This window comes from Actinomadura livida, assembly GCF_014648675.1.
Taxonomy (GTDB): Bacteria; Actinomycetota; Actinomycetes; order Streptosporangiales; family Streptosporangiaceae; genus Spirillospora; species Spirillospora livida.
This window is the reverse complement of record NZ_BMRO01000002.1, coordinates 238,134-249,809: the sequence shown is the minus strand read 5'-3', so window position 1 is coordinate 249,809 and position 11,676 is coordinate 238,134. Positions and strand designations below refer to the sequence as shown.

Genomic DNA, 11,676 nt, shown 5'->3' with positions numbered 1-11,676 from the left:
CGCCCGGAGGACGCCGCCCGCCGCGCCGCGGGGGGCGGGGCGCCGGCCCCCGGCGGCTTCCCGCCGCGCCGGCCGCGCCGCGCGGCCGGCGGCGCCGTGACCCAGCGGGCCTACGCGCGGCGCGGGGAGATCACGCCGGAGATGGAGTTCGCGGCGCTGCGCGAGGGCGTGGCGCCGGAGGTCGTCCGCGAGGAGCTCGCGGCGGGGCGGGCCGTGCTGCCCGCCAACGTCAACCACCCCGAGATCGAGCCGATGGTGATCGGGAAGAGGTTCCTGGTCAAGGTGAACGCCAACATCGGCAACTCGGCGGTGGCGTCGTCGATCGACGACGAGGTCGAGAAGATGACGTGGGCGACCCGCTGGGGCGCCGACACGATCATGGACCTGTCGACCGGCCGCGACATCCACACCACGCGCGAGTGGATCCTGCGCAACTCGCCGGTGCCGGTGGGGACCGTCCCGCTGTACCAGGCCGTGGAGAAGGTGGGCGGCAACCCGGCGGACCTGACGTTCGAGGTCTTCCGCGACACCGTGATCGAGCAGGCCGAGCAGGGCGTGGACTACATGACCGTCCACGCCGGGGTCCTGCTGCGGTACGTGCCGCTGACGGCGAACCGCAAGACCGGGATCGTCTCCCGCGGCGGGTCGATCATGGCGGCGTGGTGCCTGGCGCACCACGAGGAGAACTTCCTCTACACCCGCTTCCGCGAGCTGTGCGAGATCTTCGCGGCCTACGACATCACCTGGTCGCTCGGGGACGGCCTGCGCCCCGGCTCCATCGCCGACGCCAACGACGAGGCGCAGTTCGCCGAGCTGCGCACCCAGGGCGAGCTGACGAAGATCGCCGCCGAGTACGGCAACCAGGTGATGAACGAGGGGCCCGGGCACGTCCCGATGCACAAGATCAAGGAGAACGTCGACCTCCAGCAGGAGTGGTGCGACGGGGCGCCGTTCTACACGCTCGGCCCGCTGACCACCGACATCGCGCCCGGCTACGACCACATCACCTCGGCGATCGGCGCCGCGATGATCGGCCACCACGGCACCGCCATGCTCTGCTACGTCACGCCGAAGGAGCACCTCGGGCTGCCGGACCGCGACGACGTCAAGGCCGGCGTCATCGCCTACAAGATCGCGGCGCACGCCGCGGACCTGGCGAAGGGGCATCCGGGCGCGCAGGCGTGGGACGACGCGCTGTCGGAGGCGCGGTTCGACTTCCGGTGGGAGGACCAGTTCAACCTGTCCCTCGACCCGGACACGGCCCGCTCCTTCCATGACGAGACGCTCCCGGCCGCACCGGCGAAGACCGCGCACTTCTGCTCCATGTGCGGCCCGCACTTCTGCTCGATGAAGATCACCCGCGATGTGCGCCGGTTCGCCGAGGAGCGCGGCCTCGCCGAGGACGCCGCCCTCGGCGAGGGGATGCGGGAGAAGGCCGAGGAGTTCAAGGCCGCCGGCGGGCGGGTCTACCTGCCGCTCTCCCCCGGCGGCGGCTGACCCGGCGGCGCCCGCCCAGGCTGCGCCTGACCGAGCGCGGTCCGCTCCGGCGGCGTCCCCGGACGGCCTTGAGCGGACCGCGAGACCCGCCGCGGCATCGGCCGCGGCGGGTCTCGCGCATCCCCCCGGCGAGGCCGGCGGAGGGGCGCGGCTACTATCGAGGGACCGTTCCAAAGCCGCGGATCCCCCCGAATCGCCGCAGGCCCATAGACCCGCCGGGAAGGATCGACGACCCAGTTGACCAGCGACGACTCGCCGAAGGCGCCCGCCCGGGCGCTGCGCGCCGACGTGCGCCGCAACCGGGCCAGGCTGATCGGCGCGGCACGGGAGACGTTCGGGCGCGACGGCGCCGACGCGTCCCTGGAGGGCGTCGCCCGGCTCGCCGGCGTCGGCATCGGGACGCTCTACCGCCACTTCCCGACTCGGCAGGACCTCCTGGAGGCGCTGCTCGCCGACGCCTACGGCGAGCTGGCCGCCAAGGCGCGCGAGCTGATGCTCTCCCCGTCGCCCGGTGACGGGCTCCTGGAGTGGCTGCGCGCGTTCGTCTCGGGGGTCACCGCGTTCCGCGGGATGGCGGCGGCGGCCGTGGTGTCGCTGCGCGACGACCGGCCGGAGGCGGCCCGGGCGGTGCGCGAGGCCGGCGGGGCGCTGTTCGCCCGCGCCCAGGAGGCCGGGGACGTGCCGCGGGACGCCGTGTTCATCGACGCGCTCCGGCTCGCGGGCGCGATCGCGATGGTCACCGAGGACGACCCGGAGGCGGCGGAGCGGCTGCTGTCGCTGGCCGCGACCGGGCTGGCCCGCGGCAAGGCGGCCGCGCGCTAGCCGCGCCGCACGGGCAGGCCGAGCACGGGCAGGCCGAGCACGGGCCCGGTCATTGTGTCTCCGGGACGGGCAGGATCCGGCGGGGACCGCGCGGCGCGTCGCCCCGCTTGCGCCACTCGCGGGGGTAGCCGACCGACACCTCGATGTGCGGGACGTCGCCGGTCCAGATCGTCCGGGGGATGTGGAGGTGCCCGTACACGACGGACACCGCGCTGAAGCGGTCGTGCCAGCCGGCGGTGCGCTCGGTGCCGCACCACTGGGCGAACTCCGGGTACCAGAGGACGCGGGTGGGCTCGCGGACGAGCGGCCAGTGGTTGACGAGGACGGTCCGCGTCCCCGGTTCGAGGGCGGCGAGGCGCTTCTCGGTGTAGGCGATCCGGGCGTCGCACCAGGCGTCCCGCGTGGGGTGCGGGTCCGGGTGGAGGAAAATCTCGTCGGTGCACACGACGCCGGCCTCGTGCGCGATCGCGAGGGCCTCCTCCTTGGTGGACGCGCCGTCCGGCCGGAACGTGTAGTCGTACAGGATGAACAGCGGCGCGACCGTCACGGGCCCGCCGTCGCCGTCCCACACGGGATACGGGTCCTCGGGGGTCAGGACGCCGAGGCCGCGGCACATGTCGACGAGCCTGCGGTAGCGGGCCTCCCCGCGCAGCCGCACCGGGTCGTCCTTGATCGTCCACAGCTCGTGGTTGCCGGGCGTCCAGATCACGGTGGCGAAGCGTTCGCTCAGGGTGCGCAGCGTCCACTCGACGTCGGCGAAGCGCTCGGCGACGTCGCCGGCGACGATGAGCCAGTCGCCGCCGGACGCGGGCCGCAGCTCCTCGACGAACGCGCGGTTCTCGGGGAACCCGACGTGCAGGTCGCTGATCGCGTAGACACCGCTCATCCCAGGATCGTAAGCCCCGCGCGGCACGGCGGCTCCCGCGGCGGTGCCTCAGTCCGTGTCGGCGGGGAGCGTGAAGAGCCGGATGTGGACCGGGCGCGCGCCCGGCGGCGCGTCCTCTCGGTCGTGGCTGTGCTCCTGCAGCAGGCGGATGTAGGCCTCGAAGAACTCGGCGAGGCCCTCCTCGGTCATATGGGCGAATCCCCGTGAGAGCAGGGCCCAGGCGTGGTCGCGCCGGTACTCCTCGGGAAGCCTGCTGAAGAGCTCCATGTCCTCGGCGTGGCGGACGCGCAGCAGCTCGTCGATGACGGGCTGGTCCTCCGGGGCGACGGTGTCCGGCCGGGGCATGCGCACGTCGCGCGGGGTCTCGGCACGGCGCCACCAGCGCTCCCGCCCGGCCGACCGCTCGGGGATCTCCTCGATGAACCCGTGCTTCTCCAGCTGGCGCAGGTGGTAGCTGGTCGTCCCGGTGTTGGCCCCGAGCACTTCCCCGATCGTCGTCGACGTCGCGGGGCCGTGCACGCGGAGCCGGTGCAGGATCCGGCGGCGCAGCGGGTGGCTGAGCGCCTTCATCCGTCCGGGGTCGTCCAGGATGACGGGCTCGGAATCGTCCTTCATGAGGAGCAGTCTAGTTCTACAGAAGGATCTTTGCAGAGAATCCTTTGCAGAACTTTCTCTGCAGACTACGGTCCCGAGCATGAGAACAGTGATGACCGCCGCGCTGACGCTGATCGTCGGCGCGCTGCTGAGCGTCTTGAGCCCCCCGGCGGCCTCGGCGGCCGGCCCGGTCCCGGCGCCCGCCGGCCTGACCGCGACCGAGGTGAGCTTCCAGGGGTTCGGCGGGCTCACCCTGCGCGGCACGGTGCTGGCGCCGCAGAAGGCGCGCGGGCCCCTGCCGGGCGTCGTGCTCGTGACGGGGTCCGGGTCCGGCGTCCCGCGCGAGTACCTGCTCACCGAGGCCACCGAGTTCGCGCGGCGGGGCCTCGCCGTCCTGATCTACGACAAGAGGTCGGCCGGGTACACCCAGTTCCGCCGCTCCTACTCCGAACTGGCCGACGACGCGCTCGGCGCCGTGCGCGAGCTGCGCGCGCAACCCGGCGTCGATCCCGCGAAGGTGGGGCTCTGGGGGCTGAGCGAGGGCGGCTGGGTGGCGCCGCTCGCCGCGTCCCGGTCCGCCGACGCGGCGTTCGTGATCGTGGTCGGCGGCAACGCGATGACCCCGATCCGCCAGCAGGTCTGGAACGAGTCCTCCGGGCTGCGCCGGGCGGGCGTGTCCGGTTCGCTGATCGACCGCGGCAAGCGCAACTTCGCCCGGCTGGGGGCGGACGCGGACCTGTTCGCCGAGGCGTTCCACGACGCCCCGGGCGTCCTGGAGCGGGTCCGCCAGCCGGTGCTCGGGATCTGGGGCGGCCGCGACCTGCAGACCCCGCCCGAGGACAATCCGCCGCTGTTCGCGCGGGCGCTCCGGCGCGGCGGCAACACCCACTACACGTTCCGCTTCTTCCCGGAGGCCGACCACGGCGTCCACGAGACTCCGGACCGGGGCCTCACCCGCGGCGACGCGCTGGCCCCCGGCTACGCCGACCTGGTCGGCTCGTGGGTCCGCGACGTGACGAGCGGGCGCCTCCCCGACGCCGATACCGCGCCGCTCCCGGAGCAGGACTACCCGAGCGTCGCCATCGCGCCGTCGCCGTGGTGGGCGTCCGTCTGGATGCAGACCGCGGCGCTCGCGCTGTTCGTCGTCGCGTTCGCCGGCTACCCGCTCGCCGCCCTGGCGCGCCGGCTGCGCGGCAGGACGGTGCGCCCGGTGAGCCGCTGGGCGGGCCTGCTCGCCGGGGCGGGGCTCACCGCGGCCGCCGGCCTGGTCTTCTACATCTTCTACCTGATGGCGGCGGGGAGGTATCCGGACCCGGGCCCCGTTCTGGCGGGCCGTCCGCTGCCGTGGCTGGCGCTGCAGGGGCTCGCCGCGGCCGCCGTCTGCGCGGGGGCCGCGACCGCGGTGTCGTGGCGGCGGGCCGCCGGTTCCGTCCCGGTGGCCGAGCGCGTCCGGCTCGGCCTCCTGCTCACCGCGGGTGCCGTGTTCGTCCCGTGGGCCGTCTACTGGGGTCTGCTCGTCCCCTGACTCAGCCTCGACCAGGGGACGCGGCCCGGCTCCCGTGAAGTGCGGGCCGCGTCCCCGTGGCGCGTTCAAGCGTCCTTGCCCCAGAAGTAGACGCCCAGGCTCATCGCGAGGATGCTCACCCAGCTGGCCACGGCCCTCAGGTTGTTCCAGGCCGTCCAACGGCCGGAGTAGTCCGCCCAGACCTTCGCCGCCTCCGCGGCGTCCGCCGGGATCGCCGTGCCGTCCAGGGCGTTGTTCATCGGGATGTTCACCGCGAAGCTCGGGACGAGCGCACCCGCGAAGTACACGCCGGCCGCGACGAAGAACAGGACGGCCGCGGACTTCTCGTCCAGGGTCAGCAGCAGCACTCCCGCCGCGATCGCCACGACCGGGATCAGCAGGAACATGGCGATGAACAGCGGGTTCTGGATCTTCTGGTTCATGCCCTGCATGGCCTCGACGGCCGCCGCCGGCCGCGCCGCGTTCAGGCCCGGCATCACGCCGGTGGAGAAGGCGAAGTAGGCCCCGGTCATGCCGGCGGCCATGATGAGGGAAAGGGTCACCGAAGTCCCGGCGAGTACGGATCTCATCGTCGTTCCGATCTGTCGAAGGGGCCCTCGAAGGGTCGGGTCGGGGGCCGGGTCAGGTGTTCCAGACGCCGCTGGCCGCGGTCAGCCGCGCGTACTCGGCGAAGTCCCGCGGCGCGCGCCCGAGCGCGCGCCGCACGCCGTCGGCGGGCAGGGAGTTGCGTCCGTCCAGGACGGTCGAGAACAGGTACGTCAGGAAGGCGATCAGCTCCCCCGGCAGGCCGTGCTCCTTGAGCACGGCGGCGTAGTCGTCCACGGCGACCGGGACGAACGCGATGTCCCGCCCCGCCGAGCGGCCGATCTCGGCGACGGCCTCGGCCATGGTGAGGGCGCGGGGCCCGGTCACCTCGTAGACCTCGCCGGTGTGCCCGCCGCGGGTGAGCGCCGCGACCGCCACGTCCGCGATGTCGTCGGCGTCCACGAACGGCTCCGGCACGTCCCCGGAGGGCAGGGCGACCTCGCCCGCGCGGACGGGGTCGAGGAGGTAGTCCTCGCTGAAGTTCTGCGCGAACCAGCTCGCCCGCACGACCGTCCAGTCCATGCCGGACGCCTGGACGATGCGCTCGCACTCCTGCGCCTCGTCCTCGCCCCTGCCGGACAGGAGCACCGCGTGCCGCACGCCGGCGTCCCGGGCCTGCCGGGTGAAGGAGCCGATGGCCTCGGCCGCGCCGGGGGCCGCGAGGTCCGGGTAGTAGGACAGGTAGACCTTCTCGACGTCCCGCAGGACGGGTCCCCAGGTCGTCGCGTCCTCCCAGTGGAAGGCGGGCGCCGCCGACCGGGAGCCCATCCGCACCGGGACGTCCAGGGCCTCCAGCCGCTCCACGACGCGGCGGCCGGTCTTGCCTGTGCCGCCGAGGACGAGGGTGAGGCCGTTCTCGATGTTCCGCACGTCGTTCGTCATGTCCCCGAGTCAACTGCCGGGCGGTTCCGGCCGCCATCGCCGAGAAGCTCGCCCGCATACGCCGGCGTCTACGCTTGCCGCATGGACGCCCTGACCGACCTCCTCGACGGGCCTCGGGCACGAGGCGCGTTCATGCTCCGCGCGTCGTTCAGCCCGCCGTGGTCGCTGCGGATCCAGGACGAGGCGCCCATCACGCTGCTGTCGATGGTGAGCGGCGACGCGTGGCTGACCCCCGACGGCGCCGAGCCGCGGCGCGTCTCCCCCGGCGACATGGCGATCCTCCGTGGCCCCGACCCCTACACCGTCAGCGACGCGCCCGGGACCGAGCCGCAGATCGTCATCCACCCGGGGCAGGTGTGCACCACGCCGGACGGGACGAGCATGTCGGGGACGATGGACCTCGGCGTCCGCGCCTGGGGCAACGACCCCGGCGGGCCGGCGGTCATCCTCGTCGGCACCTACCAGATGCGCGGCGCCGTCACCCGGCGGCTGCTGGCCGCCCTCCCGCCGCTGGCGGTCGTCCGCGGCGACGAGTGGCGGTCACCGCTGGTCGGCGTGCTCGGCGAGGAGGTCGGCAAGGACGAGCCCGGCCAGGACATCGTCCTCGACCGCCTGCTCGACCTGCTGCTCGTCGGGACGCTGCGGGCGTGGTTCGCCCGCCCGGGCGCCGAGGCGCCCGGCTGGTACCGCGCCCACGGCGACCCGGTCGTCGGCCCGGCACTGCGGCTCCTGCACGACGACCTGTCGCACCCCTGGACCGTCGCCGGCCTCGCCGCCGCGGTGGGCGTCTCCCGCGCCGCGCTCGCGCAGCGGTTCACGAAGCTGACCGGCGAGCCGCCCATGGCGTACCTCACCGGGATACGCCTCGCCCAGGCCGCGGACCTGCTCCGCGAGAGCGACGCGACGCTGGAGGCGGTGGCGCGCCGGGTCGGCTACGGCACCGCGTTCGCGCTCAGCACGGCCTTCAAGCGCCAGCACGGCGTCAGCCCGCAGGAGTACCGCTCCGCCGCGCCCGCCCGGACGGCCGTACCCGGCTGAGCAGCCTGCGGGCGAGCGGCACGCACAGCCCCGCGGCGGCGATCAGGGTGAGCCCGGTCGGGATCCATTCCCGCGACCCGTCCACCGAGTACACCCGGCTCGGTCTCCCGACGTCGATCGCGGGCACCCGCTCGCCGGCGGAGAGGTCGCCGCGCCCGGCGCCGTACATGCTCGTCTCGTGCGCCTCCGAACCGGCGGCGGGCATGAACGTGCCGTACCAGGAGCACGACTCGTGACCCGGGTGCTCGACGCACGACAGGCGCTCGGCGGTGAACGTCCCGGACGCCCCGTCGGCGCGTGCCGCCCGCCATACCGCGCCCAGGTTCGGCACAGTGAAGAACAGCAGCAGGAACGCCAGTGCGGCCGTGACCGTCACGGTGAATCCCGACGGCGCCCCGCGGGCGCGGCGCCGGCCGCCCGGCGGCCCGGCGTCGTCGCGTTCCGGGTCCCGGCCTGGTTCCTCCGGGTCCCGGCCTGGTTCCCGGACGCCGGTCATACTTCGGCGGGACGGCCACGGTCGCCGGCGCAGTCGCAGGTGGCCGCGCCGTCGCGGGGCTCCGGCGCGTCGCGGCGGTGGAGCAGCATCGCGACCACCATCGGGGCGAACACGACCCCGTTGTAGAACAGGTGCAGCTCCACCCGCGGTATCAGGAACTGGATGAGGCTGGTCGGCACGGGCCGGCCGCCCAGGTTCGCGCCGGCGTGCGCCTGGATGAACAGCAGCAGGTGCTCCAAGTGGTGCCAGACCTGGATGTAGAGCGCGATGTTCCACCACGTCCGCGACCGTCCCGTGAAGCCGCGGCGCACCAGGATGAAGCCCGCCAGCATCACCAGGGCGTACCCGTAGTGCAGCGCCTCCGACGTGACCAGCCAGGGGAACCACTGCCCGGCCACACCGCGGGACTCCGCCGCGGGCCGCCCGAGGACCCAGATCTGGACGGCCTGGACGACGTGCTCGGCCCAGTGGGCGAGCACGATGAACAGGAACACGTTGAGAGCGGCTCGGTGGTTCCGGGTGTTGAGCCCTGTCATCAGCTTCGACTGATGGGCGATCGCGGTCATGAACGGCTCCCTCGCGCCGTGGTGCGTTTCGTGTCGGTGCGACTGCGTCACGATCAACAGTCACAGCACTCCGCGCCTTTGTCGCCGTGCCGGGCCGATACCGGACGGCGGCCCCGCCGCATGCGCCCGCCGAACGCGACGCGGGCGAATTTCCGGCCCAGATGAGACCGGCACCCGTGCGGCGTCAACCTCCGAGAGCGATTTCGTCGCCGGATGGCCGCAGGCGGCCCCGGCCTTGCGTCCCGTCGGATCACTCGCTAGCGGGGGGCGGGGTCACCCGCCGATGCGGAGGGTGGGCTCGGCGCGGACGGGCGAGTCGTCGGCCGCATCCGGGATGAACTGGACAACGAACGCGTAGTCGGCCAGGACCGACTCGGGGACCTCGCCCGACTCGCCGAAGGCGGCGATCTCGCCCCAGCACGGCGAGCCCAGCGAGCCGCTGTGGTGCCGCACCGACAGGCCGGCGCACAGGTTGGCGAACCGGAGCCGCTCGGCGAGCGGGAGGCCGGCGAGGGTGCCGAACACGAAACCTGCGGCGAAGACGTCGCCCGCGCCGGTCGGGTCGAGCGCCTCGACCGGCAGCGCGCCCACCTCGGCCCGCTCCCCGGTCGCCGAGTCGATCGCGATGGCGCCGTCCCCGCCGCGCTTCACCACGACGACCGGGACGCGCTCGGCCAGGGCCTCGGCGGCCTCCAGCGGCGTGCCCGTGCGGGTGTAGGCCATCGCCTCGGCGGCGTTCGGCAGGAACACGTCCACGTGGCGGAGCCGGTCGAGGACCTCGGCGGGCCAGGCGCCGGTCTGGTCCCAGCCGAGGTCGCCGAAGACCAGCGCGCCGCGGCCGCGCATGGCCGGGATCCACGGCGGGACGGGGCGGTCGACGTCGACGAAGCACGCCCGGGCGGACGGCGGCGGCTCGCCCGCCAGGTCGTCCACCGGGCCCGGCACGGGGCGGGCATAGGTCACCATGCTGCGGTCGGAGTCGTAGGCCATCGACACCGTCACCGGCGTCGGCCAGCCGCGGACCCGCCGGGACAGCCCGAGGTCGACGCCCTCCTGCTCGGCGAGGGTCCGCCACAGGTAGGCGCCGAACATGTCGTCGCCGAACGGCGCCGCCAGCCCCACCCGCAGGCCGAGCCGGCTCATCGCGACGGCGATGTTGGCGACGCCGCCGGGGGCCGAGCCGAGCCCGTCGGTGACGAGCTCGGTGCCCGGCGGCGGCAGCCCCGGCAGCCCGGTGAAGATCATGTCCATGAACACGCGGCCGGACAGGAACACGTCCAGCGCGGGCGCCGGGCCGCTCCCGCCGCGCAGCCGCTCCCCCGCCGGCCCGCGCTCGGCGCAGGGATCGGCGAGGGACGGCTCCGGCGGCACGCCCGGCGCGGTCTGCTGAGTCACGAGGCCCCCCGGGTGCGAGGCTGGGCACGGTCCTCCGGACCCTAGCCCGCACGGCTGACAAACACGTCTACGTCGAACGTACAGCCGGAACCCGGTCGACTGACTGCCCGTTTTTCCCCTTGAGTGCTCTCCTTTCCGTATGGAGCTGGGAGATTTCGCCGGGTCGCGCGACGCCGCCGCCCGTTGACCACCAAGTGGTTCCACCGGTCGCCACGGGTGGAACGCGAGGAGGAGCTGCCCGATGACCGACTTTCCCGCCCGGGTCCGAGGACTGCTGGACGATCTCGACACGGCCTCCGGCGAGGCGATCGGGGAGGCCGCCGCGCTCCTGCTGGACTCGGTCGAGGCCGGCGGGATCGTGCACGTCGCGGGGGCCGGGCACTCCCTCGCCCTGGTGTGCGAGACGTTCTACCGGGCCGGCGGCCTCGCCGCGGTCCGCCCCGTCTGGGACCCCCGGGTCCTCCCGCTCGGCGGCGCCGTGCGCAGCACCCGCGCCGAGCGGCGCGCCGGGGCCGGCCGCGCCGTCGTGGAAGCAGCGGCGCCCGCCCCGCCCGACGTCGCGGTCGTGTTCTCCACCAGCGGCCGCAACCCCTACCCGGTCGAGATCGCCGCGGAGTGCGCGGCGCGGGAGGTGCCGGTGGTCGCGGTGACGTCGGTGCGGGCTGCGCGGGGCGCCGCGGCCCGGACCGCCACGACGCTGGCCGATCACGCCCGGATCGTCCTGGACACCCGCGTCCCGCCCGGCGACGTCCTGCATCCCGCGGGGGCGCCCCGCACGGCCGCCGTCTCCACGGTGCTCGCCGCGTACGCGTGGGCGCGCGTCCTGGCCGCCCTCGACGACCTCGCGGCGGAGCGCGGCGCGGACCCCGCCCGCTGGACGAGCGCGAACGTGCCCGGCGGCGACGCGGTGAACGCGGCGCTGCTGGAGCGGTACCGGCACCGCGTCCCGGAGTTGACTGGCGAGTAGGAAAGGGCTTCCTTCCTGCGGCGTTTCGCGTATTGACCGGCTCGCTCCTTATGACATGATGCGTGGCCACATCGGACCGGAACGAGGAGCGAGATGACGACGAGACCGGCCGGGGACGACCTTCTTGCCGTGTTCAAGCGCGCGGACCTCGGCGGCGACGAGAAGCTCGACCTGATGGAGTTCACCCTCGTCCTCGACGAGCTCGGGCTCGCGTGGACGCGCGCCGAGACGCAGGACAGGTTCGAGAAGGCGGACACCAACCTCGACGGGTTCATCTCCTACGGGGAGTTCCGCGCGATCCTGGAGTCCCAGGGCTGGGCGAGGGGCCCGCTGCCCGGCGCACGCGCCTGAACCCGCGGCAGGACACCGGCGGGCCCGCCGGCCGTTCCGGCGGGCCCGTCCGTCGCTCCGGGACCCGGGTCC

13 protein-coding genes are annotated in these 11,676 nt (G+C 74.1%); 6 read left to right on the top strand and 7 right to left on the bottom strand.

Translation table 11 applies throughout. The annotated features are described in order from the left end of the window. Window positions 1-1,497: phosphomethylpyrimidine synthase ThiC (thiC, locus tag IEZ03_RS04410; protein ID WP_229808007.1), on the top strand; the 1,497-nt coding region annotated here is incomplete at its 5' end. Between the two features lie 237 nt (window positions 1,498-1,734). Beyond that, window positions 1,735-2,319 carry a TetR/AcrR family transcriptional regulator gene (locus IEZ03_RS04405; RefSeq protein WP_221480721.1) on the top strand — a complete coding sequence of 195 codons (585 nt, stop codon included), beginning with the start codon at window positions 1,735-1,737 and terminating at the stop codon, window positions 2,317-2,319. A 49-nt stretch (window positions 2,320-2,368) separates the two neighbouring features. On the opposite strand, the gene IEZ03_RS04400 is transcribed toward IEZ03_RS04405, so the two are convergent. After that, window positions 2,369-3,205, bottom strand: a complete 837-nt coding sequence (locus IEZ03_RS04400; RefSeq protein ID WP_184884301.1) for a metallophosphoesterase family protein — start codon at window positions 3,203-3,205, stop codon at window positions 2,369-2,371. A 48-nt stretch (window positions 3,206-3,253) separates the two neighbouring features. After that, a complete protein-coding gene (locus tag IEZ03_RS04395; RefSeq protein WP_221480720.1) occupies window positions 3,254-3,820 on the bottom strand; it encodes a winged helix-turn-helix domain-containing protein in 567 nt (188 codons plus the stop codon). Between the two features lie 79 nt (window positions 3,821-3,899). Here IEZ03_RS04395 and IEZ03_RS04390 point away from each other — a divergent pair, with 79 nt between their 5' ends. Further along, a complete protein-coding gene (locus IEZ03_RS04390; protein WP_221480719.1) occupies window positions 3,900-5,324 on the top strand; it encodes an alpha/beta hydrolase family protein in 1,425 nt (474 codons plus the stop codon). A 65-nt stretch (window positions 5,325-5,389) separates the two neighbouring features. Here the strand turns inward: IEZ03_RS04390 and IEZ03_RS04385 are convergent, their stop codons facing one another. Further along, window positions 5,390-5,866, bottom strand: a complete 477-nt coding sequence (locus IEZ03_RS04385) for an anthrone oxygenase family protein (protein WP_229808006.1) — start codon at window positions 5,864-5,866, stop codon at window positions 5,390-5,392. A gap of 79 nt (window positions 5,867-5,945) precedes the next feature. Further along, the gene (locus IEZ03_RS04380) at window positions 5,946-6,791 is read right to left on the bottom strand and encodes a Rossmann-fold NAD(P)-binding domain-containing protein (protein ID WP_184884297.1); all 846 of its coding nucleotides are present in this window, start codon (window positions 6,789-6,791) and stop codon (window positions 5,946-5,948) included. Window positions 6,792-6,872: 81 nt separating this feature from the next. Between IEZ03_RS04380 and IEZ03_RS04375 the strand changes: the two genes are divergently transcribed. Then, window positions 6,873-7,829: an AraC family transcriptional regulator gene (locus IEZ03_RS04375; RefSeq protein WP_184884294.1), complete on the top strand. Its 957-nt coding sequence runs from the start codon at window positions 6,873-6,875 to the stop codon at window positions 7,827-7,829. Here the strand turns inward: IEZ03_RS04375 and IEZ03_RS04370 are convergent. The 3 genes from IEZ03_RS04370 to IEZ03_RS04360 all read right to left on the bottom strand — a co-directional run bounded on the left by IEZ03_RS04370 (window position 7,774) and on the right by IEZ03_RS04360 (window position 10,286). After that, window positions 7,774-8,325 (bottom strand): hypothetical protein, encoded by a 552-nt coding sequence (locus tag IEZ03_RS04370; protein ID WP_184884292.1) that lies wholly within the window; start codon window positions 8,323-8,325, stop codon window positions 7,774-7,776. The two genes, IEZ03_RS04375 and IEZ03_RS04370, sit on opposite strands and share 56 nt — an antisense overlap. Beyond that, window positions 8,322-8,891 (bottom strand): hypothetical protein, encoded by a 570-nt coding sequence (locus IEZ03_RS04365; protein WP_184884290.1) that lies wholly within the window; start codon window positions 8,889-8,891, stop codon window positions 8,322-8,324. Before IEZ03_RS04365 ends, IEZ03_RS04370 begins: the two co-directional genes overlap by 4 nt. 273 nt (window positions 8,892-9,164) lie before the next feature. Then, window positions 9,165-10,286 carry a carbohydrate kinase family protein gene (locus IEZ03_RS04360; protein ID WP_229808005.1) on the bottom strand — a complete coding sequence of 374 codons (1,122 nt, stop codon included), beginning with the start codon at window positions 10,284-10,286 and terminating at the stop codon, window positions 9,165-9,167. Window positions 10,287-10,527: 241 nt separating this feature from the next. On the opposite strand from IEZ03_RS04360, the gene IEZ03_RS04355 reads away from it, so the two are divergent. Next, entirely contained in the window at window positions 10,528-11,253 is a 726-nt protein-coding gene (locus tag IEZ03_RS04355; RefSeq protein ID WP_184884288.1) for a sugar isomerase domain-containing protein, read from the top strand. Between the two features lie 93 nt (window positions 11,254-11,346). After that, the gene (locus IEZ03_RS04350; protein WP_184884286.1) at window positions 11,347-11,604 is read left to right on the top strand and encodes an EF-hand domain-containing protein; all 258 of its coding nucleotides are present in this window, start codon (window positions 11,347-11,349) and stop codon (window positions 11,602-11,604) included. Window positions 11,605-11,676: the final 72 nt, after the last annotated feature.

Bases quoted from the DNA above. Each gene is read 5' to 3' on its own strand.
- IEZ03_RS04390 (WP_221480719.1), top strand. From the start codon at position 3,900: ATGAGAACAGTGATGACCGCCGCGCTGACGCTGATCGTCGGCGCGCTG.
- IEZ03_RS04355 (WP_184884288.1), top strand. From the start codon at position 10,528: ATGACCGACTTTCCCGCCCGGGTCCGAGGACTGCTGGACGATCTCGAC.
- IEZ03_RS04375 (WP_184884294.1), top strand. From the start codon at position 6,873: ATGGACGCCCTGACCGACCTCCTCGACGGGCCTCGGGCACGAGGCGCG.
- IEZ03_RS04350 (WP_184884286.1), top strand. From the start codon at position 11,347: ATGACGACGAGACCGGCCGGGGACGACCTTCTTGCCGTGTTCAAGCGC.
- IEZ03_RS04395 (WP_221480720.1), bottom strand. From the start codon at position 3,820: ATGAAGGACGATTCCGAGCCCGTCATCCTGGACGACCCCGGACGGATG.
- IEZ03_RS04370 (WP_184884292.1), bottom strand. From the start codon at position 8,325: ATGACCGGCGTCCGGGAACCAGGCCGGGACCCGGAGGAACCAGGCCGG.
- IEZ03_RS04365 (WP_184884290.1), bottom strand. From the start codon at position 8,891: ATGACCGCGATCGCCCATCAGTCGAAGCTGATGACAGGGCTCAACACC.
- IEZ03_RS04400 (WP_184884301.1), bottom strand. From the start codon at position 3,205: ATGAGCGGTGTCTACGCGATCAGCGACCTGCACGTCGGGTTCCCCGAG.
- IEZ03_RS04380 (WP_184884297.1), bottom strand. From the start codon at position 6,791: ATGACGAACGACGTGCGGAACATCGAGAACGGCCTCACCCTCGTCCTC.